This is a genomic window from Pseudomonas sp. ML96 (assembly GCF_000761545.1).
Lineage (GTDB): Bacteria > Pseudomonadota > Gammaproteobacteria > Pseudomonadales > Pseudomonadaceae > Aquipseudomonas.
On record NZ_JPMY01000034.1, the window covers coordinates 44,983 to 67,292 of the forward strand.

21 protein-coding genes and 1 pseudogene are annotated in these 22,310 nt (G+C 64.8%); 16 read left to right on the plus strand and 6 right to left on the minus strand.

Translation table 11 applies throughout. The features are described from left to right. Positions 1-45: 45 nt before the first annotated feature. From IP89_RS16310 to epsC, 6 genes are all read left to right on the plus strand, one after another. On the plus strand, positions 46-825 hold the full coding sequence (locus tag IP89_RS16310) for an ABC transporter permease (RefSeq protein WP_043310666.1): 780 nt from the start codon (positions 46-48) through the stop codon (positions 823-825). Beyond that, positions 822-1,679: an ABC transporter ATP-binding protein gene (locus tag IP89_RS16315; protein ID WP_043310667.1), complete on the plus strand. Its 858-nt coding sequence runs from the start codon at positions 822-824 to the stop codon at positions 1,677-1,679. The genes IP89_RS16310 and IP89_RS16315 overlap by 4 nt, the downstream gene beginning before the upstream one ends. Next, positions 1,676-2,644 (plus strand): HEAT repeat domain-containing protein, encoded by a 969-nt coding sequence (locus IP89_RS16320; protein ID WP_043310668.1) that lies wholly within the window; start codon positions 1,676-1,678, stop codon positions 2,642-2,644. Before IP89_RS16315 ends, IP89_RS16320 begins: the two co-directional genes overlap by 4 nt. After that, positions 2,641-2,919, plus strand: a complete 279-nt coding sequence (locus IP89_RS16325; RefSeq protein WP_043310669.1) for a gamma-butyrobetaine hydroxylase-like domain-containing protein — start codon at positions 2,641-2,643, stop codon at positions 2,917-2,919. Before IP89_RS16320 ends, IP89_RS16325 begins: the two co-directional genes overlap by 4 nt. A gap of 130 nt (positions 2,920-3,049) precedes the next feature. Then, positions 3,050-3,559: a rhodanese-like domain-containing protein gene (locus tag IP89_RS16330; protein WP_043310670.1), complete on the plus strand. Its 510-nt coding sequence runs from the start codon at positions 3,050-3,052 to the stop codon at positions 3,557-3,559. A 60-nt stretch (positions 3,560-3,619) separates the two neighbouring features. Next, positions 3,620-4,606 (plus strand): serine O-acetyltransferase EpsC, encoded by a 987-nt coding sequence (gene epsC / locus IP89_RS16335; RefSeq protein ID WP_081963278.1) that lies wholly within the window; start codon positions 3,620-3,622, stop codon positions 4,604-4,606. Positions 4,607-4,653: 47 nt separating this feature from the next. Here epsC and IP89_RS16340 read toward each other — a convergent pair whose 3' ends face one another. Next, on the minus strand, positions 4,654-5,043 hold the full coding sequence (locus tag IP89_RS16340) for a RidA family protein (RefSeq protein ID WP_043310671.1): 390 nt from the start codon (positions 5,041-5,043) through the stop codon (positions 4,654-4,656). 128 nt (positions 5,044-5,171) lie between these two features. Here IP89_RS16340 and IP89_RS16345 point away from each other — a divergent pair, with 128 nt between their 5' ends. From IP89_RS16345 to IP89_RS16360, 4 genes are all read left to right on the plus strand, one after another. After that, on the plus strand, positions 5,172-6,083 hold the full coding sequence (locus tag IP89_RS16345) for a LysR family transcriptional regulator (protein ID WP_043310672.1): 912 nt from the start codon (positions 5,172-5,174) through the stop codon (positions 6,081-6,083). 187 nt (positions 6,084-6,270) lie between these two features. Continuing rightward, positions 6,271-7,698, plus strand: coding sequence for a mechanosensitive ion channel family protein (locus tag IP89_RS16350; RefSeq protein WP_043310673.1), 1,428 nt, complete (start codon positions 6,271-6,273; stop codon positions 7,696-7,698). Between the two features lie 290 nt (positions 7,699-7,988). After that, positions 7,989-9,383, plus strand: a complete 1,395-nt coding sequence (locus IP89_RS16355) for an ATPase domain-containing protein (protein ID WP_052081119.1) — start codon at positions 7,989-7,991, stop codon at positions 9,381-9,383. 82 nt (positions 9,384-9,465) lie between these two features. Then, positions 9,466-9,831: a response regulator gene (locus IP89_RS16360; RefSeq protein ID WP_043310674.1), complete on the plus strand. Its 366-nt coding sequence runs from the start codon at positions 9,466-9,468 to the stop codon at positions 9,829-9,831. A 170-nt stretch (positions 9,832-10,001) separates the two neighbouring features. On the opposite strand, the gene IP89_RS16365 is transcribed toward IP89_RS16360, so the two are convergent. After that, positions 10,002-11,216, minus strand: coding sequence for a GGDEF domain-containing protein (locus tag IP89_RS16365; protein WP_043310675.1), 1,215 nt, complete (start codon positions 11,214-11,216; stop codon positions 10,002-10,004). A gap of 228 nt (positions 11,217-11,444) precedes the next feature. Between IP89_RS16365 and IP89_RS16370 the strand changes: the two genes are divergently transcribed. Both IP89_RS16370 and IP89_RS16375 read left to right on the plus strand, forming a co-directional pair. Further along, the gene (locus IP89_RS16370; RefSeq protein ID WP_043310676.1) at positions 11,445-12,617 is read left to right on the plus strand and encodes a hydroxymethylglutaryl-CoA reductase; all 1,173 of its coding nucleotides are present in this window, start codon (positions 11,445-11,447) and stop codon (positions 12,615-12,617) included. Between the two features lie 233 nt (positions 12,618-12,850). After that, positions 12,851-13,303 carry a hypothetical protein gene (locus tag IP89_RS16375; RefSeq protein ID WP_043310677.1) on the plus strand — a complete coding sequence of 151 codons (453 nt, stop codon included), beginning with the start codon at positions 12,851-12,853 and terminating at the stop codon, positions 13,301-13,303. Positions 13,304-13,322: 19 nt separating this feature from the next. Here IP89_RS16375 and IP89_RS16380 read toward each other — a convergent pair whose 3' ends face one another. From IP89_RS16380 to IP89_RS16390, 3 genes are all read right to left on the minus strand, one after another. After that, positions 13,323-14,093: a S9 family peptidase gene (locus IP89_RS16380; protein WP_043310678.1), complete on the minus strand. Its 771-nt coding sequence runs from the start codon at positions 14,091-14,093 to the stop codon at positions 13,323-13,325. Next, complete coding sequence (locus IP89_RS16385; RefSeq protein ID WP_043310679.1) at positions 14,080-15,177, minus strand: DUF3182 family protein; 1,098 nt, start codon at positions 15,175-15,177, stop codon at positions 14,080-14,082. Before IP89_RS16385 ends, IP89_RS16380 begins: the two co-directional genes overlap by 14 nt. Positions 15,178-15,328: 151 nt before the next feature. Then, positions 15,329-16,666, minus strand: a complete 1,338-nt coding sequence (locus IP89_RS16390) for an erythromycin esterase family protein (RefSeq protein ID WP_043310680.1) — start codon at positions 16,664-16,666, stop codon at positions 15,329-15,331. A gap of 235 nt (positions 16,667-16,901) precedes the next feature. On the opposite strand from IP89_RS16390, the gene IP89_RS16395 reads away from it, so the two are divergent. Beyond that, positions 16,902-17,315 carry a CBS domain-containing protein gene (locus IP89_RS16395; protein WP_043310682.1) on the plus strand — a complete coding sequence of 138 codons (414 nt, stop codon included), beginning with the start codon at positions 16,902-16,904 and terminating at the stop codon, positions 17,313-17,315. Between the two features lie 23 nt (positions 17,316-17,338). Next, complete coding sequence (locus IP89_RS16400) at positions 17,339-18,604, plus strand: zinc-dependent alcohol dehydrogenase (RefSeq protein ID WP_043310683.1); 1,266 nt, start codon at positions 17,339-17,341, stop codon at positions 18,602-18,604. 66 nt (positions 18,605-18,670) lie between these two features. Here the strand turns inward: IP89_RS16400 and IP89_RS16405 are convergent, their stop codons facing one another. Then, positions 18,671-18,907 (minus strand): hypothetical protein, encoded by a 237-nt coding sequence (locus tag IP89_RS16405; protein WP_043310684.1) that lies wholly within the window; start codon positions 18,905-18,907, stop codon positions 18,671-18,673. Positions 18,908-19,249: 342 nt separating this feature from the next. Between IP89_RS16405 and katE the strand changes: the two are divergent. Further along, a pseudogene (katE, locus tag IP89_RS16410) lies at positions 19,250-21,382 on the plus strand (catalase HPII); the annotation flags it as partial. Between the two features lie 67 nt (positions 21,383-21,449). Next, positions 21,450-22,307 (plus strand): SDR family oxidoreductase, encoded by an 858-nt coding sequence (locus IP89_RS16415; RefSeq protein WP_043310687.1) that lies wholly within the window; start codon positions 21,450-21,452, stop codon positions 22,305-22,307. Positions 22,308-22,310 lie beyond the last annotated feature (3 nt).

Sequence of the window (22,310 nt, forward strand, 5' to 3'; positions counted from 1 at the left end):
CCCTCTCCCGTGGGGAGAGGGGAGGTCCATGACCTGGAGAGTCCCATGAATCATCTATACCGCTGGCCCCTGCGCCTCGCCTCGCTGGCCGCCTGCCTGCTGTTCTGGCAGCTGGCCGCCACCACGCGCCTGGACCTGGGCCTGCTCACCTTCACCTATGTGCCCACGCCTAGCGCCGTGCTTGGCGCGGCCTGGCAGCTGTTGCACTCCAGCCAGTTGCTGGCGCACCTCGGCAGCAGCCTGGGCCGGGTGTTCGCCGGTTACCTCAGCGCCGCCGTGATCGGCGTGCTGCTCGGCCTGGCCATTGGCCGCTCGAAATGGGCCGAGGACAGCCTGCTGCCGCCACTGGAAGTGCTGCGGCCGATTCCCGCGGTGGCCTGGATTCCCCTGGCCATCCTCATGTTCCCCTCGTCGGAGCTGTCGATGGTGTTCATCACCTTCACCGGCGCGCTGTTCCCCATCCTGCTCAACACCATCCACGGCGTGGAGGGCGTCGATCCGCGCCTGATCGCCTCGGCGTGCAGCCTCGGGGCAGGGCGCCTGGCCATCCTGCGCGAGGTGATCCTGCCGGGCGCTGCACCGAGCATCGTCACCGGCCTGGCCATCGGCATGGGCACCTCGTGGTTCTGCCTGGTCACCGCTGAGATGATCTCCGGCCAGTTCGGCATCGGTTACTACACCTGGGAGTCCTACACCATCCAGAACTACCCGGACATCGTCGTCGGCATGCTGCTGATCGGTCTGCTCGGCATGGCCAGCAGTGGCCTGGTCAAGCGCCTCGGCGGCCTGGCCACGCCCTGGTACCGCAGCGGAGCACAGCGATGAGCGTCTATCAGAAAGCCCCGGAGCCCGGCCGCATCGACGGCCGCCAGCTGTCCATCCGTCTCGGCCAGGGTCGCGAGGCCTTCGAGGCGGTGCAGGCGCTGGACTTCACTGTCGAGCCCGGCGAGTTCGTCTGCATCCTCGGCCCGTCCGGCTGCGGCAAGTCGACCCTGCTCGGCGCCCTTGCCGGCCACCTGCGTCCGGCTGGCGGCAGCCTGCTGGTGGATAACGCGCCGGTGGACGGCCCGTCGCCGGAGCGCGGTATGGTGTTTCAGCACCACACCCTGCTGCCCTGGCGCAGCGTGCTGGACAACGTCGCCTTCGGCCTGAAGATGCAGGGCATCGGCAAGGCCGAGCGCCGTCGCCAGGCCGCCGAGATGCTGCGTCTGGTTGGCCTGCAGGACTTCGCCACGCGCTGGCCCAACCAGCTGTCCGGCGGCATGCAACAGCGCGCCGAGATCGCCCGCGTGCTGATCAACCGCCCACGCCTGCTGCTGATGGACGAGCCCTTCGGCGCGCTGGATGCGCAGACCCGTGCGCGCATGCAAGAGCTGCTGCTGGATATCTGGACGCGCATCCGCACCACAGTCGTATTCGTCACTCACGACATCGACGAGGCGCTGTTCCTCGCCGACCGCATCCTGGTGATGAGCCCGCGCCCGGGCCGCTTTATCGAAGACCTGCGCCTGGACTTCCCGCGGCCGCGCAACGCCAGCCTGCTGACCAGCCCCGGCTTCGTCCACCTCAAACGCCACTGCCTGGAACTGCTGCGCCACGAGGACGGCCGCGAACTGCCGCGCCTCACTCCGCTGGGCCTGCCCACCACCGAACATCCGCCACTGCGAATCGCCCTATGACTGCTCTTATTACCGACAACCCGGACATCCTCGACCTGCAGCCGCGCCTGGCCGATGTCGATGCCGGCGTGCGCCGCATCGCCCTGATCGAGCTGGCCGACCTGGAAGACCCCGACGCCTTGCCCTGGCTGACCCAGGCCCTGGGCGATGACCCCGCCGCCGAGGTGCGTGCCGAGGCCGCGCGCCTGCTGGAGGCCTGGGAGGAGCCCGAGGTGGTCGCTGCCCTGTGCGCCGCGCTGGCCGATGCCGACGAGGAAGTGCGCGCTGCCGCCGCGCAGAGCCTCTCCGAGCTGAAGAGCGCCGAGGCGGGCAGGGTGATCCTGCCCTGGGCCGCCCATGGCGATGCCTTCGTCCGTGCCAGCGCCCTGCGTGCCCTGCGCGAGCTGCGCCTGGCCGAGGCCGCGCCGCTGGCCCTGGGTGCGCTGCACGACAGCGACGCCTTCGTCCGTCGCGAGGCGGTCGGCATCCTCGGTTGGCTGAAGCAGCCCGATGCGCTGCCGGCCCTGGCCAACCTGGCCAGCCGTGACCCGGATACCGAAGTGCGCCGCGCCGCCACCGGCGCCCTCGGCCTGGCCAGCGACGCCAGCGTGTTGCCGGCCCTGCGCGCGGCCCTGCGCGACCGCGAATGGCAGGTGCGTGAAGAGGCCGCCACCACCCTGGGCAAGGTCGGCCAGAGCGACGCCGGCCCGGCGCTGGTCGAGGCCCTGGCCGACGGCTACTGGCAGGTGCGCCTGCGCGCCGCCCGCGCCCTCGGCAAACTGCGTTTCGCCAGTGCGCTGAATGCGCTGGTCGAGCTGCTCGGCCACAGCATCAGCAACCTGCGCAAGGAGGCCGCCCTGGCCCTCGGCGAGCTGGCCGACCCGGCCGCGCTGCCGGCCCTGCTGGCGGCGGAGAACGACGGCGACCCCGAAGTACGCAAGGCTGTGCGCATTGCCCTCGGCCAGTTGCAGGGCGCGGCGCGATGAGCGCGCCCAGCGCCCTGCGCAGCGCTGCCGGCCAGCTGCGCCTGGAGTGGCCGGACGGCCAGGTCAGCCAGCTCAGCCACGCCCGCCTGCGCGCCGCCTGTCCCTGCTCGCAGTGCCGCGCGGCGCGCCTGCACGGGCGCATCGATACGGCGCCGAGCGAGGTGCGCCTGCGCGCCATCAGCCAGCAGGGCTACGGTGTGCAGTTGGTATTTAGCGATGGCCACGACAAGGGCATCTATCCCTGGAGTTATCTGCAGGAGCTGGCGCAACACTGATATTCGATAATGTTCGGTAAATAAAATAATTAATTATTTTTTAGTTATATGCGTGCCGGCATAGAGTAGCCCTCAACGCGGCGGGGCAGAGCTTCTGCCCGCCCCGACTAGTTCACTAGAGGACTCGCCCATGCCGGCCGTTGAGATAACGCCCAATACCCTCCGCCCCAAAGGCCTGCGCAGCGTGCTGGAAGTCTCCAGCGGCGAGCTGCTGGCGCGCGGCCGCGCCCGCGGCGTGGAGCAGGGCAATGCCTATGCCGGCAGCCTGTATCCGCCGGAGGCCTGGGCCCTGGTCGAAGCTGGCGCGGTGACCCTGGTGGACGTGCGCACTTCCGAGGAGCTCAAGTACGTCGGCCGGGTGCCCGGCAGCGCTCACGTGGCCTGGCAGACCGGCCCGGCGATGATCAAGAACCCGCGCTTCCTGCGCGAGCTGGAGAACCGCACCAACCGCGATCAGGTGCTAGTGCTGCTGTGCCGCAGCGGCAAGCGCTCGGCGGCCGCCGCCAAGGCTGCCACCGAGGCTGGCTTCACCCAGGTGTTCAACGTGCTGGAAGGCTTCGAGGGCGACCTGGATACCCAGCGCCAGCGTGGCGACTCCGGCGGCTGGCGCCACTGGGGCCTGCCATGGCAGCAGGACTGAGTTCGACCACCTCCCTTTGACCCACGGGCCGGCCGCGCTGGCGGTCGGCCGGGATTGCCTATGTCCAACAAGCTTTCCGCTGATATCACCAACCCTGACGCGCTGACCCAGGCGCCGAGCGATGCCGTGGCGCGCTCGGCCAACTGGCAGCTTGATCAGATCGTCGAACAGCTGCGTGCCGCCCGCGCCGAGTGGCGCAGCAGCACCGGCCGTGCGCGCGAACTGGGCAGCCGCGAGCTGCCGTCGCGCCAGGCCCTGGAAGGTATCTTCGCCGACCTTTGCGGCGCGCTGTTCCCCATGCGCCTCGGCCCCAGCGACCTGCGCCAGGAGAGCGAGGACTTCTACGTCGGCCACACCCTGGACAGCGCGCTCAACAGCCTGCTCGGCCAGGTGCGCCTGGAGCTGCGCCACGCCGCCCGCCAGCGCGGCGAGTCGGAGGAGGGCAGCGATGCCGACGCGGTACCGATTGTCCGCGGCTTCGCCAACGCACTACCGGGCCTGCGTCGCCTGCTCGATAGCGACGTGATCGCCGCCTATGCCGGCGACCCGGCCGCGCGCAGCGTCGACGAGGTGCTGCTGTGTTATCCCGGCATCCTAGCCGTGATCCACCACCGTCTGGCCCATCACCTGTACCGCGCCGGCCTGCCGCTGCTGGCGCGCATCGGCGCGGAGATCGCCCATTCCGCCACCGGCATCGACATCCATCCAGGCGCGCGGATCGGCCACAGCTTCTTCATCGACCACGGCACCGGCGTGGTGATCGGCGAGACGGCGGTGATCGGCAACCGCGTGCGCATCTATCAGGCGGTGACCCTCGGCGCCAAGCGCTTCACCGCCGACGAGACGGGCCAGCTGCACAAGGGCCAGGCCCGCCATCCCATCGTCGAGGACGATGTGGTGATCTACGCCGGGGCCACCATTCTCGGCCGCATCACCATCGGCAAGGGCTCCACCATCGGCGGCAACGTCTGGCTGACCCGCAGCGTGCCGCCCGGCAGCAACGTCACCCAGGCGAGCTTGCAGCACCAGGCCGGCAGCCCGGAGTAATCAAAGAAAAACCCCGCTCGCAGGGGCGGGGCTTTTGCAGGGCGCCGTTACGGCAGCTTGGCGATCACCTTGATCTCGAAGTCGAAGCCGGACAGCCAGGTGACGCCGATAGCGGTGGCCGTCGGGTAGGGGGCTTCGCCCCAGAATTCGGCTGCCACCTCCCAGATGGTCTCGAATTTCGAGTCGGGGTCGACCATGAAGATGGTGGTGTCGACCACATCGGCGAAGCTGCTGCCGGCCTCGGCCAGGATCGCATTGAGGTTGGCGAAGGCCAGGCGTACCTGCGCTGCCAGGTCCGGCTCGGCCGAGCCATCCTTGCGGCTGCCGACCTGGCCGGAGACGAACAGAAAGCCATTGGAACGAATCGCCGGCGAGTAGCGGTGCAGCTCGTAGAGGTCATGGCGGTCAGGCGGGAAAATCACGTCGCGGGTTGTCATCGGGGTCACCTCCATTGGTGGGTTAGCGATGGAGGTGACTCTAGGCGCGGGCGCCGGGGCGATAAACGAGCAACACTGTCCATCACTGTTTGTAGAATCCAAACAATCCCGCCCAATCCGGAGTCGTGATGGACCGTTTCGATGCGATGCAGGCATTCGCCCGCGTGGTGGAAACCGGCAGCTTCACCAAGGCCGCCGACACTCTGCACATGAGCAAGACCAGCGTCACCCAACTGGTGCAGCAACTGGAGGCGCGCCTGCGCGTGCGGCTGCTCAACCGCACCACGCGCAAGGTCAACGTCACTGCCGATGGCGCCGCCTACTACGAGCGGGTGATTCGCCTGCTGGCCGACATGGACGACGCCGAGACCAGCCTGTCCGATGCCTCCACCTCGCCGCGCGGGCGCCTGCGGGTGGACGTGCCCAGCCCCTTCGCCAGCATGATCCTGATCCCGGCACTGCCGGCCTTCCATGCGCGCTACCCGGAGATCCAGCTCGACCTGGGCGTCAGCGACCGTTACGTCGACCTGATCGGCGACAACGTGGATTGCGTGGTGCGCGGCGGCGAGATCACCGACCAGTCGCTGGTGGCCCGCCACGTGGGCGACCTGCGCATCGGCATCTACGCCGCGCCCGGCTACCTGGCGCGCGCCGGCGTGCCCAAGCATCCGGGCGAGCTGGCCGAGCACCAGATCGTCAGCTTCCTCGGCGCCCGTTCGCGCAAGGCCTTCAGCGGGGTGATGCAGCGCGGTGATGAGCGCATCGCCCTGCAAGGCCGCCCGGCGCTGGCGGTGGACGATGGCAACGCCTACCTCACGGCCGGCCTGGTCGGCCTCGGCATCCTCTGGTTACCGGAATACATGGCCAAGACTCACCGGGCGAGCGGGGCGCTGCTGCCACTTTTCGAGGACTGGCAGCTGGACAGCATGCCGCTCTACCTGGCGTACCCGCCCAATCGGCATGTGAGTGCCAAGCTGCGGGTGTTTATCGAGTGGGTGGCGGAGTTGCTGAGCGAGCATGCGCCGCGGTTGGCGAGGTAGCCCGTAAGAGGCAGTTATTGGCTGTTAAGCGAAAGCCGAGCTGAAGACTTCCATCGTCTCGCCACGAGTTGCGCGCCTTCACTCTGGCGCATGGCATGCCAGAGCATGAACCATATGCCATGCAATCCATTCATCTTTGCCGGCAATCCAGTCATGCTTGCCGTACTTCTCTGTCGTAGAGCCGCCCATGCTTGCACTGATAGCCCAGCACCCTCTAACCATCGGCACCGGCCTGCTGCTCGCCGACCTTGCGTGCTGGCGCCTGTTGCCCGCCGAGGCCAAGGTCTTGCGGGTGTTGCTGCGTCTTGGGATCTTCATTGCCTATAGCCTGGTGATCATCAGTGCCGGGATGAGTCCGCTGCAGCCACCGCCGTGGAGCGAACCTGCGCAGAACATGCTTGGCTGTGTGCTGGGGATCGCCTGGTGGTTGCTCTGCGCCCGCACCCTGACGGTGGTGCTCGGCGTGCTGCTGATTCCGCGCAGCGGCCACACGGGCCGCCTGTTGCAGGACGTACTGGGGGCGGTGATTTTCCTCGCGGCCATAGTCGCGGCGGCGGCGTACATCATGCAGCTGCCGGTCAAGGGCCTGCTGGCCACCTCCGGGGTGGTCGCCATCGTTATCGGTCTGGCCCTGCAGAACACCCTGGGCGACGTGTTTTCCGGCATCGTGCTGAACACCACCAAGCCCTATCGCCTGGATGACTGGGTATCGATCGACGGCATTGAAGGCAAGGTGGTCGAGATCGACTGGCGCGCCACGCATCTGCGCACCAGCCAGGGCAGCACCGTGGTGATTCCCAACTCGGTGGCCGCCAAGACCAAGGTGCTCAACCTCAATCGCTCCACCGATATGCAGAGCCTCAAGCTGAGCATCAGCGTGCCGGCGCAGGTACGCCCACGCCTGGTGCTCGACGCTCTCAACCGCACCCTGCAAGGGGTGAGCTCGCTGCTGCAGACGCCCAAGCCGAAGGTGTCGGTAAAAAGCTCCGACCTGAATGCGGTGGAGTACGAGATGAGTGCATTCATTGCCGCCGGCAGCAGCTCGAACGAGGTGAGCAATCTGCTTTTCGATCTCGCCTACCGGCACCTGCAAGCCGCTGGCATCCTGGGGGGCGCAGCGCTTCACGATGTTCAGCGCAGCCGCCAGCGTGCCCTGCTCGATGACGTGAAGATCTTCCGTACGCTGAATGACGAGGAGAAAGACCGGCTGGCCGAGCTGCTCGTGGCGCAGACCTTCAGCAGCGGCCAGGTGGTTCTTGAGGTCGGCGAAGTCAGCGAGCAGCTGCTGTTGATCGGTACCGGCGTGATATCGGCATCAGTGCCCAATGGCAGCGAAGTCGTCGAGGCCGGGCGCATGGGCCCTGGCGAGGTCATGGGGGAGCAGGGCGTCACTTTCGGCACACCGTCCGAGGCGCGCTTCACCGCGCTCAGTTCAGGGGTGCTCTACCGTCTCGACAAGGAGTCGCTGCAGGCCTGCCTGGAGCAACGCAGCGAAGTCGGCAGCGCGCTGGCCAAGCTGCAACGCTTCCGCCAGCAGGCCAGCGCCTCGCTGCTGGAGCAGAAGCCGGTGACGATCAAGAAGGGCAAATTCCTCGGCTGGCTGCAGCGCTCTTGAGTTGATTTGCGGCATACCGCTCAGCGGGCTCTCAGGCGTTTTGCGGTCCAGGCATCTTTTCCTTGAAACCGGCAGGGTTTCAGCGGTCTACAGGTAATTCCGGATTGGCTGCTCGGTTTTCACACCTGGCTTCCGTATCGCGTTTCGTTCATGTGGGCTCGCCAACGATGGGCGTGTCTCAGGAAAACCAGGCGGACAGTAGGAGCTTTGAGCAAATCAGGTGACAATGCTCGGCATCGCGGAAGCAGTAGCGCGCATTTATTAAGATGCTGGCTCGGTCAGTGGAGGGCATGGATTTGTATCAATTAGCGCGCCTTAAAAGCGGCATCAAAGGGCTGGATACGCTATTGAAGGGCGGCTTTGTTGCCGGCGCCTCCTACATCATTCAAGGTCGGCCAGGGTCTGGGAAAACCATCCTTGCCAACCAGCTCGGCTTCAACCATGTCGGCAATGGCGGGCGTGTACTTTTCGCCACCCTGCTGGCTGAACCCCATGACCGGCTGTTCCAGTTTCTTTCGACGCTGAGCTTCTTCGACAAGGAGCAGATCGGCGAAAAGATCCAGTTCGTCAGTGCGTTCGACACCCTGGAAAATGACGGGCTAGACGAAGTTGTGAAGCTGCTGCGCCGCGAGATCAGCCGGCAGAAAGCGACGGTCATGATTCTGGACGGCCTGCTCAATGCGCGCTCCAAGGCCGAGTCGCCGATCGACACGAAAAAATTCATTTCCGAACTGCAAGGCCACGCCGCTTTTGCCGGTTGCACGGTGCTGTTCCTGACCAGCTCGCAGCTCGAGGATGGAAGCCCGGAACACACCATGGTCGATGGTGTGATCGAGATGGGCGAAGAGGCCATCGGCCCGCAAACCGTACGCCGGATCAAACTGCGTAAGACCCGGGGCAGCGGGGCGATTTCGGGTGTGCACGAGTTCGAAATCAACGAAAACGGGATTGTGGTCTATCCGCGCCTAGAGAGCCTGTTAAGCCCTCTCTCCAGTGATGACCAGGAACAGCTCACTCGCCTGAGCAGTGGCATACCGACGCTGGATGCAGTTATTGGCGGCGGTCTGGCGCGTACCTCGACGACCTTGATCGCCGGCCCCTCCGGTGCTGGCAAAACATCTATCGGCATCCAGTTCATCGGCGAATGCACTCCAGAAGAGCCCGGCCTGTTCTTCGGCTTCTACGAAGCACCACAGCGCTTGCGCATGAAAGCGGCGGCGTTGGGCTTCGATTTCCGAGCCATGGAGAACGATGGTGCACTGACTATCGCCTGGCACTCTCCAACCGAGGGGCTGATTGATCGGTTGGGGTATGAGCTGCTGGAGATCGTCGAGCGCAAAAGCATTAAGCGCGTCTTCCTGGACAGCCTGGGCGGCATGGCTCGCGTGGCGGCGGACAAGACCCGGGTGCTGGATATTTTCTCTGCGCTGATGGGAGAGCTGCGCGCACAGGGCGTGACCGTGGTGGCGACGTGGGAAATCCAGAGCCTGATCAGCCATCAAGTTGATGCCCCCGTGCCAGATATTTCCAGCATTGCGGATAACCTGTTGCTCATGCGGTTCGGCGACGCAGGAGCTGAACTTCAACGACGGCTTTCAATCCTTAAAGTCAGGGACAGCGCTTATGACCCCTCTTTGCTCGAGGTGGTCATGGGCGGCCCTGGAATCTCCGTGAAGAAGGTCTAACGATGTTCTGGGCGCAGCATTCGAAGCCAGAGTCTATGCAGCAGGTAACTGTCGCTAGAGCAGTCCGTGACGTGGATCGCTTATGACGACGGTGCTGATACTCGATGACGAGTACCTGATCGCCAATATTCTGAGCTTCGCCCTGGAAGATGAAGGCCTTCTCACCGTTACCGCGGGTAGCGGCAAGCGGGCTTTGGAGATTCTGGACAGAGAGCATCCGGACCTGATCATCACCGACTTCATGATGCCGGGCATGACGGGGATAGAGTTCGCGGAGGCGGTGAGAGCGCATCCCGATCACAAGAACACCCCCATGATTCTGATGAGCGGCGCGCAAGCACATCTGGGTGCAACTCGTCCCGACTTGTTCGCCGAAGTGCTCGATAAGCCATTTCGTATCGAGACCGTGATCGAGAAAGTCAAAGCACTGCTCAAGCTCGAAAACTAACGGCGACGGCGCTGTACAGTTTGAGTGACTGAGCCCAGTGGCTCTTGCTCCTCTCGTAATCTCCACTGCATCGCCTACTTCGAGGAACAGCGTTCTTCCAGGTTGAGGCTGCGGCACAGAACAGCCCCTACCTGAAGGGGAAACTGGGCGGTAAGCGTTGGGTAGCCCTGCTAAGCGCAAGAGACCTCAGTATCACCGATGCCCAGTACCACCCGATTGCGGCCTGCTTGCTTGGCTTGATAAAGCAGCGCGTCAGCACGCTGATAAATGCTTTCGCTGGTGTCGGTCGGCGTGCTTATCGTGGCGCCCACGCTGAGGGTCAGATGGGTTGCTACGGGGGATGCAGCATGCTCGATGTTGAGTGCGACAACAGCGGCCAACAAGGCCTCGGTTTGTTCGGCGACATAGCTCGGGGTAGCCGAGTAGAGCAGAAGGGCAAACTCTTCCCCTCCCAAGCGCACCGCCATGTCCAATGGTCTGCGCTGAAAGCTCGATAGCACCTGACCTACTGCTTGCAAGGCCGCGTCGCCAGCCTGGTGGCCATAGCGGTCGTTATAAAGCTTGAAGTAATCGATATCGAGGATCACCAGAGTCAGCGTGGTGCCGTCACGCTGGGCCTGGTGCAGCAGCATATCCAGGTGGTTGTCGAAGCTGCGGCGGTTGTGCAGTTGGGTGAGCGGGTCGTGATTGGCCTGCCAGCGCAGCAGTTGCTGCAGCAGGAACTGCTCACGCTGTGCGTGCTCGCGGATATACCCGCCAACGGCTCCGACCACGGTCGCGAGAACCTGCATCCTGCTCAGCGCCAATTGGGCGTCCAGCTCCTCGCCTTGTAGCAACAGCCATCCGCTAATGGCGGTAAGCAGGCAGATACTCAGCGCGAGCAAAATGCTGCGGTAAAAGGACATGCCCAGCGGAAAGAACACAGCGATCACGATAAGCAGCAGAACCCCATCGGCCTTCGGCTGATGCTCGAGTCGATACCAGGCCATGATCAGCGCACTGACTCCGCCAATCACGAGCATCACCAGTGGCAGCAGCGTTCGGGTGTACTTGACCGAGTGTTTGACAAATAGCAGGACGGCGACCAATGCCAGGCCCAGCAGCAGGGCAAAGCGGGCGAGCAGAATCATCTGCACTCTGCCGGAGTGATCCGCAGGATTTTGCAGGATGTGAAACTGATTGGAGTCCACGAAGGTAAACATCGCCCAGATGGCCAGCGCCAACAGAATCGTCAGGCGCTGGTAGGGCGGCTGCGACTCGCGCACATGCTCGCGGTATTGCTTTTCCAGTGGTCGCGCAAAGAGCAACCAGGGAAAGCCATCGTTCAGAGCTTTGGCGTGAGCGCAGGATTGGGAATCAGGAGGTAATTCTTCATATCTCCCCATGAACTTCTCCCTTCCTTGAAATAGGCACGGGAAATCTAGCATGCAGCGGCCAGCACTTTACAAAGTCGCATCCCTGTCCGCATTTGCACCAAGCCGCCGTGTGCCCCCAACTCGACGCAATAGGTCATCTGATTGGCGCGGTCGGGCATGCCGTCATGGCGCCTCGTGTGCACACTCCAAGAGCAGATTCTGACCTAGGCTCATTCGTCGATCACTCAGGAGATCCCCATGTCCAGAGGCGCACCTATTCCCCGCAGCAAAGACAACGACTACTCCAACGAGCAGGCCCGTATACGCCGCGACTTCATCAAGGAGCAAACGGGCGCGTCGTTGGACACCATCGGTAAATACGCCATCGACCCCGAAGTAACCCGCGGCAACATCGAAAATTTCATCGGCGTGGTGCAGATGCCTCTGGGGCTGGCTGGCCCGCTGCGCATCGAAGGTGAGCACGCACAGGGCGACTTTTATGTGCCGATGGCCACTACCGAAGGTACCTTGCTGGCCAGCTACAGCCGAGGCATGCGCGCCATCAGCGCCTCTGGTGGCGTGAAGACCACCGTGGTCAAGCACTCCATGCAGCGTGCCCCGGTGTTCATGTTCGAGAACGCGTTGCAGGCTCGTGAGTTCGGCGCTTGGCTGATCAGCGAGTTCGAGACGATCAAGGCAGTCAGCGAAACCACCACTCGCAGCGGTAAGCTGTTCGAGATCGAGCAGTACCCAGTGGCCAACATGCTCTACACCCGCTTCTGCTTCACCACGGGTGATGCAGCCGGCCAGAACATGACGAGCAAGGCGACCTACGCCGCCTGTGAATGGATCAAGGCCAACCATCCCTTGCAGCCGCGCTACATCCTTTCCGGTGCCATCGACACCGACAAGAAGCACTCGGCCATGAACATGATCCAGACGCGGGGCAAACGCGTCATCGCCGAGTTCACCCTCAAGCGCGAAGTCGCTCATGACCTGCTGCGCGTCGATCCCGCCAACCTCTATCGCTACCGGCAGATCGCGGCTGTGGGCGCGTTCCAGGCCGGCTCTGCATACAGCGGCGCACACTCGGCCAACGGGCTGGCTGCCGTGTACATCGCCACCGGCCAGGACGCCGCGAACGTCGCCGAATCCCATGGCGGCATCACCTATGGGCAACTCCTCGACAACGGCGACTACTACTGGTCAGTGACCCTGCCTGCGGTGATCTGCGCGACCCACGGCGGCGGCACGAGCCTGCCCACCCAGCGCGAATGCCTGGAGCTCTTGGGATGCTACGGTGCCGGCAAGGCGGACAAGCTGGCTGAGATCATCGCGGCGGTGGTGCTGGCCGGCGACGTGTCCCTGACCTCGGCGATTCTGGCGGGGGATTGGGTCAGCAGCCATGAGGCGCTCGGGCGGAATCGATAAGGCCTAGGTGGCTCATTCATCATTGGCGAAGCCGGCCTCATCCAGCCAGCTTGCCAATGACTACCCGGCAGTGCGGCTGAACCATTAGTCTGAGCGGCAGCTAATGGCCGCAAGCGGCCCTTTGCGAAAGCCCTCTCTACCCACAGGTCTCAGTAGCCTGCCGCAATCAGCTTGAATCATCGCCCTCGCTCTCTAGTCGACAGCAATACATCGACCCAGAGGGGAGCAGCCAGATGAACAAGCAGCCAAGCAAAGTACATGAGATCGACGATACCGAAGACCGCATGGGTTCCATTCGCGAGCTGGACTTCGATGAGCGCAACGATGAGCGCCAGGGGCGTGTGGGTGATCAGCGCAGTGCGGCGGAGGTGAGCAAGGAGTTTCCCCCTGAGCGTGAAGCCCAGGCCGGCATGAGCGGTGGGGAGACCCTGAGCCACAGTGCCCACGAAGATGGGGTCAATCAGGACGACCTCAGCCCCGACACCCTGATTGACGAATCGGGTGCTCGATCGCCGGATGAGCTGGGTGATGATCACCCGAGCGACGAGGAGCTACGGGTTGTCGATGAGTCGCAGATCGGTGGCGGCATCGGCCTGGACGAGGCTGAGCTGGGCCGTTCGGCACCGCTCGATGGCAAGCCCTGGACGGACGAGGTGGTGGGCGAGACCCGCGGCAAGAAAAAGTGATGCAGCGTGGTCTGTCCGCTCAGGAGTAGGCCGCCAGGTGGTGCGGGTAGTTGCCGATGCGGGCGCCCATCACCATCTCGCCGATCCAGCCGGTGAGCAACGAGGTGTAGGCGCGCTGGGCGCTGTCCTCGGTCAGGGCGTGATCGGCGCCATCGACCATGCGATGGGTCATCGAATGTGCCCTGACAAAGGCCGAGCGGTAACTCATCAAGGTGGTGTGCGGCACGAAGTCGTCATGCTCGGACTCCACCAGCAGCACATCGCCGGCGAACTCGGAGCAGGCCGACAGGGCGCGGTTGCCGGCCGGCTGCAGGAAGGTGTTGCGGTATTCCACCAGGCGCTGGCGATTCAGCTCGTGCTTGGGCACGTCCCAGTCCTCGTCCAGATACAGTGCCGGTACCCGCAGGGCAAGCCAGCGCACCGGGCGCCGAGTGGTGAGGATTGAGGCGAGATAACCGCCGTAGCTGGTGCCGATCACCGCGATGGCTTTGGGGTCGGTGGCGGGGTGGGCGGCCAGGCGGTCATAGGCCGCGACGATATCCGCCAGGTTCTGTTCGCGGGTCACGCTGGGCTGGCGTTCGCGGGTCAGCTCGTGGCCGCGCAGGTCGAAGGTCAGGCACACGCAGCCGAGGCCGGCGATGCCCTTGGCGCGGGCCAGGTCGCGCTGCTGGCTGCCGCCCCAGCCATGCACGAAGAGGATGCCGGGAACCTTGCGCTGCGGCGACACCATGGTGCCGGCGATGATGTCCTCGCCCACCTGGATGTCCACCTGTTCGCTATGAGATGTCATGCGTTTCCACCCTCACATATTTCCCCAGCAGCCCAACCTCCGGCTCGGAGCCCTTGTACAGCTGCACGGCATCGTCTGGCGGCAGGCTTTCGCCGTAGCACTCGTAGGTCGATGCACGGACGCTGGAAAGTTGCGGGTCGGCGCTGAAGGCCTCGATGGCCAGGATTTCCGCAGCGCTGGCGCCGCCGACGCGCCACGACTGCTCCAGCACGCCGCAGCGCTGTTGGCCCTGGTTGTCGATGCCCTGGGCGACGTCGTAGTTGCGCCGTGAGGCCTGCAGGCCGAAGGCCTGTAGCGCCGCTTGTTCATAGCGTTGCGCGCGGGAGACCGCCAGGCGGATAGGCTCCGGCATGTCCAGGCGCATCAGCTCGGCATAGTCGCCGCGCACCAGGGTCAAGTCGGAGCCGCCATAGACCTCCTGGCCGGCGTTGTCGCACGTCAGGCGCTGGCTGCCGTAGTAGCTGAGCAGAAGCCCGCCGACATGGGCCTGGCCGACGCTGTAGGTCACCACCTCGCTCAGGTTTTCTTCCAGCACCAGGCCCCAGGTCGCGACCTCGCTGGCGTCCTGCTCGGTGAGGGCGGCTGCGAGCTCTTCGTGACTGCGGATCACCTGCTGGCCACGCCCGGCCTTGCCGCGTACGGGCTTGAGGCGCAGCGTGCCTTGCTCCAGCAAGCGTTCGCCGGCCCGCCGTGCATCCTGCAGGTCGAAGGCGGTGTAGCCACCGAGAATCGCTTCGGCCACCTGCGTGGCGAACTCCTGTGACCAGCCCGCGGGCATGTGCCGGCTGCCTTCGCATAGCGGATGGCTGATGGCCTTGGTGGCCATGAATGGCTGCTCCACGGCGCCACCGAAGAAGTCTTCTTGACCTTTGATGCCCAGCTCCATGCGGCGCTGCGTGCCGATCAGCGTCTCGCTCGGCAGCCAGTAATAGCGACCGCCGACATGCCGCTGCGGATCATGCTCGCCGAGAAATTCGATGCCGAGCAGGCGGGCTATCTTCTCGCCGAGCACACGATGCACGGCCAGTTCGTGATTGCTGATGCCAGCCTCGGGCAGCAGCAGGACGCCATCGTGGGCCTTCATCGCTATATCCGGCTCCCATTTCATATGCGGAATCTGCAGTTGTGAGAGCTTCTGCCGCCGCTGGGTTCAGACTTTCGCGAGCTGCTTACCCAAGTGGCCGCTGCAACAGGCAGCCGCTGCCCTGTTGCGCATCAACTGGCGACTCGCTGCTTCAGATGCCGAACGGAAAGGTTTCGGCCTCATGGCTCTGTTCGTCTTCCGCCAGCGCAGCCAGGGGCGAGATTGCCGTCGTACTTTCGAACCACAAATAGGCATCGAACTGCTCCCCCAGCACCGCTTCGTAGTAGTGGCTGCGCAGCTCGGTTTGCGGGCGGTAGATCACGCCGATGGCGCGCTGCAGCAGCGGTTCGCTGAGGGCATGGCGCAAGGTGGCTTTGCCAGCACCGCGCCAGTCGACCAGCGCGGCGGGCAGGCCGGCGTGCAGGAAGCGCTGCTCCCAGCTATCCGGGCGTGACGGCAGCACAGGCTTGATCTGCAGTGCACCGCCCCAGTCATCGGCGGCGGCGACTTCGCCACGGTCGGTACCCATGCCGATCAGCACGGCATCATCGCCCCAGCCGATGCGGCACAACTGGCCCAGGTTGAATTCGCCGCGCCAGCCCATGGCGGTGGCCGCCGCATCGCCGATGTGCGAGTTATGCGCCCAGACCACCGCTTTGGCGCCGCGCCCCCGGTGTTTCAGCACCTGCTTGAGGGTGTCGAACATGTGGTTGTCGCGCAGGTTCCAGGACGACGCCGAGGCGCGGTACATCAGCCGGTAGTACTGCTCGGCTGCGCGCACCACGCGGGCGTTCTGCGCCGCATCGAACAGCCCATCGTCACGCTCCAGGCTCTCCAGGCGTGCCCACAGCAGCTCGCCGAGTTGTTCGATCACCGCCGCTTCGCAGGAATCCTTGCCGCCCCATTCGACGCGTTCGCCATAGCTGGCCGGGTCATCCTGCCAGGGCGTCAGGCAGGCGTAGCGCTGGCGCGCCTGCGCGGCTTGGGCCGGGTCGCTGTCGTCGAGGTAGCCCAGCACTGCCTCCATCGAGGCGCGCAGGCTGTAGATATCCAGGCCGCGAAACTCGACGCGCTCATCCGCTGCCAGGGTGGCGTTGTGCTGGTGCAGCCAGCGCACGAATTCCAGAGTTTCGTGGTTGCGCCACATCCAGCTGGGGAAGCGGGTAAACACCGCGTTCTCGCCGGGGCTGTCCTGGTGGCGCACGTGGCGGTCGATGCGTGCCGCATCCGGCCAGTCGCCCTCGATGGCGACGACGTTGAAACCATGCTGTTCGATCAGCCGGCGGGTGATCGCCGCCCGTGCCCGATAGAACTCCGAGGTGCCGTGGCTGGCCTCGCCGATCAGCACCACGCGTGCATCGCCGTAGCGGGAGAAGGGTACGCCGAACTCCTCGGCATCGAAGTCCGGCAGCGGTTCGGCGCTGTGGCGCAGCAGCTGGATCAGCGCGCCATCGGAGCGCGGCGGATGGCGCAGAGCGGCGGAGGACATGGGGCATACCTCGTGGTGGGGCCTGTAGCGTTCGAGGTGTGGGGTGGCGGTATGTTCACGCCAATTTCGCCGCCCACTGCTCGCCACTGGGAGTCGCCGTTACGCCTCTAGCCCGCCAGCAATGCGCCTTGCAAACCGAATGGGGAGAAACCCTGAACCGCCCATGGGCCCTCCAGTCCCATTCAGGGTAGGCGCCGCGAGCCCGGCGCCATCACTCCCGACACAGGAGGACGACATGAAAATCAACGAAATCATGACGCGCAACGTACACACCGTACGCCCCGAGGAAAGCATTCGCGAGGCTGCCGCGCTGATGGCGCGCATCGACAGCGGTGCGCTGCTGGTGGAGGAGAACGACCGCCTGGTAGGCATGCTCACCGACCGCGACATCGCCCTGCGCGCCGTGGCCGAAGGCCTGCACGGCGACACGCCGGTGCGGCAGATCATGAGCGGCAACGTCTGTTACTGCTTCGAGGATGAAGACGTGCAGCACGTGGCGCAGAACATGGCCGATATCCAGAAGCGCCGCCTGCCGGTGCTCAGCCGCGAGAAGCGTCTGATCGGCGTGGTCTCGCTCGGCAACATCGCCAGCAGCCGCAGCGACAAGAGCAGCGGCACCGTGCTGCGCGGCGTCGCGCAAGCCCACTGAGCCCATCGGGCACGGAGAACAGCATGAAAGCCGTGGTATTCCATGATGTGGGCGATATTCGTCTGGACGATGTGCCCGAACCCACACTGCAAGAACCGACCGACGCCATCGTGCGCCTGACCGCTTCCGCCATCTGCGGTACCGACCTGCACTTCGTGCGCGGCACGGTCAGCGGCATGGCCAAGGGCACCATTCTCGGCCACGAGGGCGTCGGCATCATCGAGGCCCTGGGCGAGGACGTGCGCAACCTGCAGGTCGGCGATCGGGTGGTGATCCCCTCGACCATCGCCTGCGGCAACTGCGCCTACTGTCGCGCCGGTTACTACGCCCAGTGCGACGATGCCAACCCCAACGGCAAGGAGGCCGGCACGGCCTTCTTCGGCGGGCCTGAGCCTTCTGGCCCGTTCCATGGGCTGCAGGCGGAGAAGGCGCGCATTCCCTTCGCCCATGTCGGCCTGGTGCGCCTACCCAGCGAGATCAGCGACGATCAGGCGATCCTGCTCTCGGACATCTTTCCGACCGGCTACTTCGGCGCGGAGATGGCCGAGATCACCCACGGCGACACCGTGGCCGTGTTCGGTTGCGGCCCGGTCGGCCAGTTCGCCATCGCCAGCGCCAAGCTGCTCGGCGCGGCGCGGGTGTTCGCCATCGATCATTTGGAGGATCGGCTGCGCATGGCCCGCCAGCAGGGCGCGGAGGTGATCAACTTCGGCGAGGAAGATCCGGTGCAGACCCTGCGCCGCTTGACCAATGGCATCGGCGTGGACCGCGCCATCGATGCAGTTGGCGTGGACGCCGAGTGCTCCTGCCATGCCGGCAGCCAGCAAGTCAGCGCCTTCCATGAGGAAATGGCCGCAGTGGCGCCCAACACCCACCCGGACGGCGCCAACTGGCACCCCGGCTCGGCGCCTAGCCAGGCGCTGCAGTGGGCGGTGGAGGCGCTGGACAAGGCCGGCACGCTGTCGATCATCGGCGTCTATCCGCAGCAGGCGCGGCACTTCCCGATCGGCATGGCGATGAACAAGAACCTGACCATCAACATGGGCAACTGCCATCACCGCAAGTACATCCCACGGCTGATCGAGCTGGTGCTCAACCACCGCATCGACCCGGCCAAGATCCTCACCCAGGTCAAGCCGATGAGCGACGCCATCGAGGCGTTCAAGGCCTTCGACCGGCGCGAGCAGGGCTGGATCAAGGTCGAACTGCACCCGCAGATGCAACTCGGCGAGGGTAGCGAGGAGAGCATCGATGAGGGGCGGGTGAACGAGGCCATTGCAAAGATCTGACTTGCCAATGGCAGTTCATGAAGTCGCGGTGCGCTCGTGCCGCGCACCGCGCTTGCACCTGCAGGACTAGCGCAGGCGCGGCAGCTTGGGTGCGGTGAGCAGGTCGATATCGATGATCTCGACGTTGCAGCGCTCCAGCCACTCGATGGAGGAGAGATTGCCGAGCGGCATGGGTGGCTGGTTGTCGTAGGCATCCATCAATACATGCTCCGCCACGGCCTTGTGATTGGGCAGCTTGATGGCGTGCACGGGTACCTTCTTCACATTGCCTTCAGCCATCCGATAGGTGATCAGCCAGTTCATTTTCTTGTTTCCACTCATGGCAGGTTAGGGGGCTCAACGCAGCGGCTCAGCAGGCAAATTGTTCCTCGCTCGCACCGCTCGTCGCTAACCGACCGCAGCGAGGCGGTAAAGGTTCGAACTAGTCGCGCTGTTGCGGCCTCCCAACAGTGCTCCTAGTCAGGACGACTTTTGCTTCTCATCCGAGTGCGCGCCGCCTTCAACAAGGCGGCTTCTTTTTGCCCGCAGAAAGCTCTCAGCCCAGCCGCGGCGCGGTTTCGCTGCAGCGAGTCGGTAGAAAAAATCGCTAGAACCTCCGCCGAACACCTTCCTCAGAACTAGGTAGCGACAGCCAGCCATGAGGAGAAAAACATGTCAGCCAAGAAGCGCCCAAGCCAGGCGGCGGGCACCGATACCATCGATCGCGGCAACAGCAACGCCAAGCTGGAGCAGCTGGAAACCTGGCGTGCCGACGCCAGCGGCGAGGCCCTGACTTCCAACACCGGGGTCAAGGTTGCCGATAACCAGAACACGCTGAAGGCCGGCGAGCGGGGCCCCTCGCTGCTGGAAGACTTCCTGATGCGCGAGAAGATCACCCACTTCGATCACGAGCGCATTCCCGAGCGGGTAGTGCATGCCCGCGGCGCGGCGGCCCACGGCTACTTCCAGGTCTACGAGCCGCTGAGCGAGCTGACCAAGGCCGACTTCCTCAACCAGCCGCAGAAGCAGACTCCGGTGTTCGTGCGCTTCTCCACCGTGCAGGGCCCGCGCGGCTCGGCGGACACGGTGCGCGACGTGCGCGGCTTCGCCACCAAGTTCTACACCGACGAGGGCAACTTCGACCTGGTCGGCAACAACATGCCGGTGTTCTTCATCCAGGACGCGATCAAGTTCCCCGACTTCGTCCATGCGGTGAAGCCCGAGCCGCACAACGAGATCCCCACTGGCGGCTCCGCGCATGACACCTTCTGGGACTTCGTCTCGCTGCAGCCGGAGTCCGCGCACATGGTGCAGTGGGCCATGTCGGACCGCGCCATCCCGGGCGCTTACCGCGCGATGCAGGGCTTCGGCGTGCATACCTTCCGCCTGATCAATGCCGAGGGGCGCAGCGTGTTCGTCAAGTTCCACTGGCGGCCGCTATCCGGCGTCTATTCGATGGTCTGGGACGAAGCGCAGAAGCTCGCCGGCAAGGACCCTGACTTCCACCGCCGGCAGCTGTGGGAGGACATCGAAAGCGGCGACTACCCCGAGTGGGAGCTGGGCCTGCAGGTGATCCCCGAGGAAGACGAGCACAAGTACGACTTCGATCTGCTCGACCCGACCAAGCTGGTGCCCGAGGAGCTGGTGCCGGTGCGCCTGGTCGGCAAGATGGTGCTCAACCGCAACCCGGACAACTTCTTCGCCGAGACCGAGCAGGCGGCCTTCCATATCGGTCACGTGGTGCCGGGCATCGACTTCAGCAACGACCCGCTGCTTCAGGGGCGGCTGTTCTCCTACACCGACACCCAGCTGCTGCGCCTGGGCGGGCCGAACTTCAACGAGTTGCCGATCAACCGGCCGCTGTGCCCGTTCCACAACAGCCAGCGCGATGCGCCGCACCGCCAGACCATCAACAAGGGCAGGGCGGCCTACGAGCCCAACTCCATCGATGGCGGCTGGCCCAAGGAGACGCCGGAGGCGGCCAGCGGTGGCGGCTTCGCTTCCTATCCCGAGCCGATGAGCGGGGTGAAGCTGCGCAAGCGCGCCGACTCCTTCGCCGACCACTTCTCCCAGGCGCGGCTGTTCTGGAACAGCATGCAGCCGCACGAGCAGGAGCACATGATCGCCGCCTACAGCTTCGAGCTGGGCAAGGTGCAGAGCCGCGAAATTCGCGAGCGCGAACTCAACGAGGTGCTCGCCAACATCGACGCCACGCTGGCCAGCCGCGTGGCGGAAAACCTCGGTCTGCCGGCTCCAACTACCAAGAGCGCTGCGCCGAAGCAGAGTTCTCTGCAGGAGTCGCCGGCGCTCAGCCAGGCCAACCTGCTGTCGGGCAACATCCGCTCGCGCAAGGTGGCCATCCTGCTGGCCGAAGGCGCCAGCGCCGACGACATCAGCCACATCATCGGCGTACTCGACGGCGAGGGCGCCAGCGTCAAGCTGATCGGTCCGACCTCGGCGGCGGTGAAGACCAGCGACGGCAACACCTTGCTGCCGGATGCCACCTTCGATGGGCTGCCTTCCATCGCCCTGGACGCGGTGTTCGTACCGGGCGGCGCGGCCAAGGCCCTGCAAGAAAACGGCGCGGCGCTGCATTACCTGCTGGAGGCCTACAAGCACCTCAAGGCCATCGCCCTGTGCGGCGACGCGGGTGACCTGGCCAAGCTGCTGCGGCTGGATGCCGACGAGGGCCTGCTCACCGCGGCCAAGGCCTCGGACCTGTGCAGCAAGCTGGTCAAGGCCATGGCCCAGCACCGGGTGTGGGCGCGAGAGCCGAAAGCCAAGGCCATCCCGGCCTGATGCAGAGCGTTGCCCGCGTCGAAGCGGCGCGGGCGGCATCCGCCTGAACGATTCGGAGGAACATGCGATGAGCGACAAGCAGACCCTGCCAGCGCAGCACCAGGACATCCCGCACGGCAGCGAAGAGCAGATGGACCCGCAGCCGATCTACATCGACCAACACTACCGCGCCGCCGGAAAGCTGGAGGGCAGGGTGGCGATCATCAGCGGCGCCGACAGCGGCATCGGCCGGGCAGTGGCGGTGCATTTCGCCGAAGAGGGTTGCGACATCGTGCTGCTGTATTTCGACAACCACGAAGATGCCGAAGTGACCCAGGCCGAGATCGAGAAGCGCGGCCGCCAGGTTCTGGCGTTGGCCGGCGATGTGGCCGATGCCGGCTTCTGCCAGCAGGTGGTGGATCAGGCGATTGGCAGGTGGGGGCATATCGACATCCTGATCAACAATGCCGGCGAGCAGCATCCCCAGGACGGTCTGGAAGACATCGGCGAGGAGCAGTGGGAGCAGACCTTCCGCACCAACATCTTCGGCATGTTCCAGCTGACCAAGGCGGTGCTGCCGCATCTGCAGTCGGGCGCAACCATCGTCAACACCACCTCGATCACCGCCTATAAAGGCAACCCGATGTTGCTGGACTATTCATCGACCAAGGGCGCCGTCACCACCTTCACCCGCTCGCTGGCCCTGAACCTGGTCAAGCGCGGCATCCGGGTCAACGCGGTGGCACCGGGGCCGATCTGGACGCCGCTGATCACGTCCACCTTCCCGGCAGAGAAAGTCGCCACCTTCGGTTCGGAGACGCCGATGCAGCGTCCTGGGCAGCCAGCGGAGGTGGCGCCAGCCTTCGTCTACCTGGCCAGCAACGACTCGAGCTATGTCAGCGGCCAGGTCATTCACGTGAATGGCGGCTATGTGGTGAACGGCTGAGTC